This window comes from Lentilactobacillus farraginis DSM 18382 = JCM 14108 (assembly GCF_000583655.1).
Lineage (GTDB): Bacteria > Bacillota > Bacilli > Lactobacillales > Lactobacillaceae > Lentilactobacillus > Lentilactobacillus farraginis.
This window is the reverse complement of record NZ_BAKI01000126.1, coordinates 1-608: the sequence shown is the minus strand read 5'-3', so window position 1 is coordinate 608 and position 608 is coordinate 1. Positions and strand designations below refer to the sequence as shown.

Sequence of the window (608 nt, the reverse complement as noted above, 5' to 3'; positions counted from 1 at the left end):
CCGCTCAAGAAAGAGTACCCCTTTTTAAAGTTAAGTGATGCCACCAGCTTATTGGTGGTTAACCATAATCTGGCGCTGGCTTATCAGAATTTATTCCAACATCGAGGTGGCCATCCGCGGTTTAAGTCCCGCCGTAGCGCTAAGCAAGCCTACACTGGGCAATCAATCTGCACTGTGGAAGCTAAGCGGCGGTTGAAATTACCGAAAATCGGCAGTATTCGGACCAGCAAGACGGGCCGCTTGGCCAATGGCAAAATTAAGCGCTACACGATTAGCCACGAATCTACCGGCCGTTACTATATTTCACTTCAAGTAGAAACTGAAGTTCATGACCTGCCCAAAACCAATCAGCAGGTCGGTTTAGACTTGGGCGTGGCTGATTTAGCGATTGATTCCAATGGGGTGAAGTATGGCACGTTCAATGCGCAGTGGCTGAAAAAGCAAGCCCAACGGTGGCAGGCCAAGTTCAGCCGACGCAAGCACCAAGCCACCGTTGCGATGCGTCAATGGAATCACCATCATAAATTGCTTAAGATGGAACTTAATGATTATCAAAATTGGCAACGGGCCAAAATGACCAAAGCCCGTTATCAGGTTAAAATTGCCAA

1 protein-coding gene is annotated in these 608 nt (G+C 48.0%); it reads left to right on the top strand.

The window, feature by feature from the left end; genetic code table 11:
- The coding region (locus tag JCM14108_RS14010) for an RNA-guided endonuclease InsQ/TnpB family protein (protein WP_035181602.1) at positions 1–608 on the top strand (608 nt) is incomplete at both ends.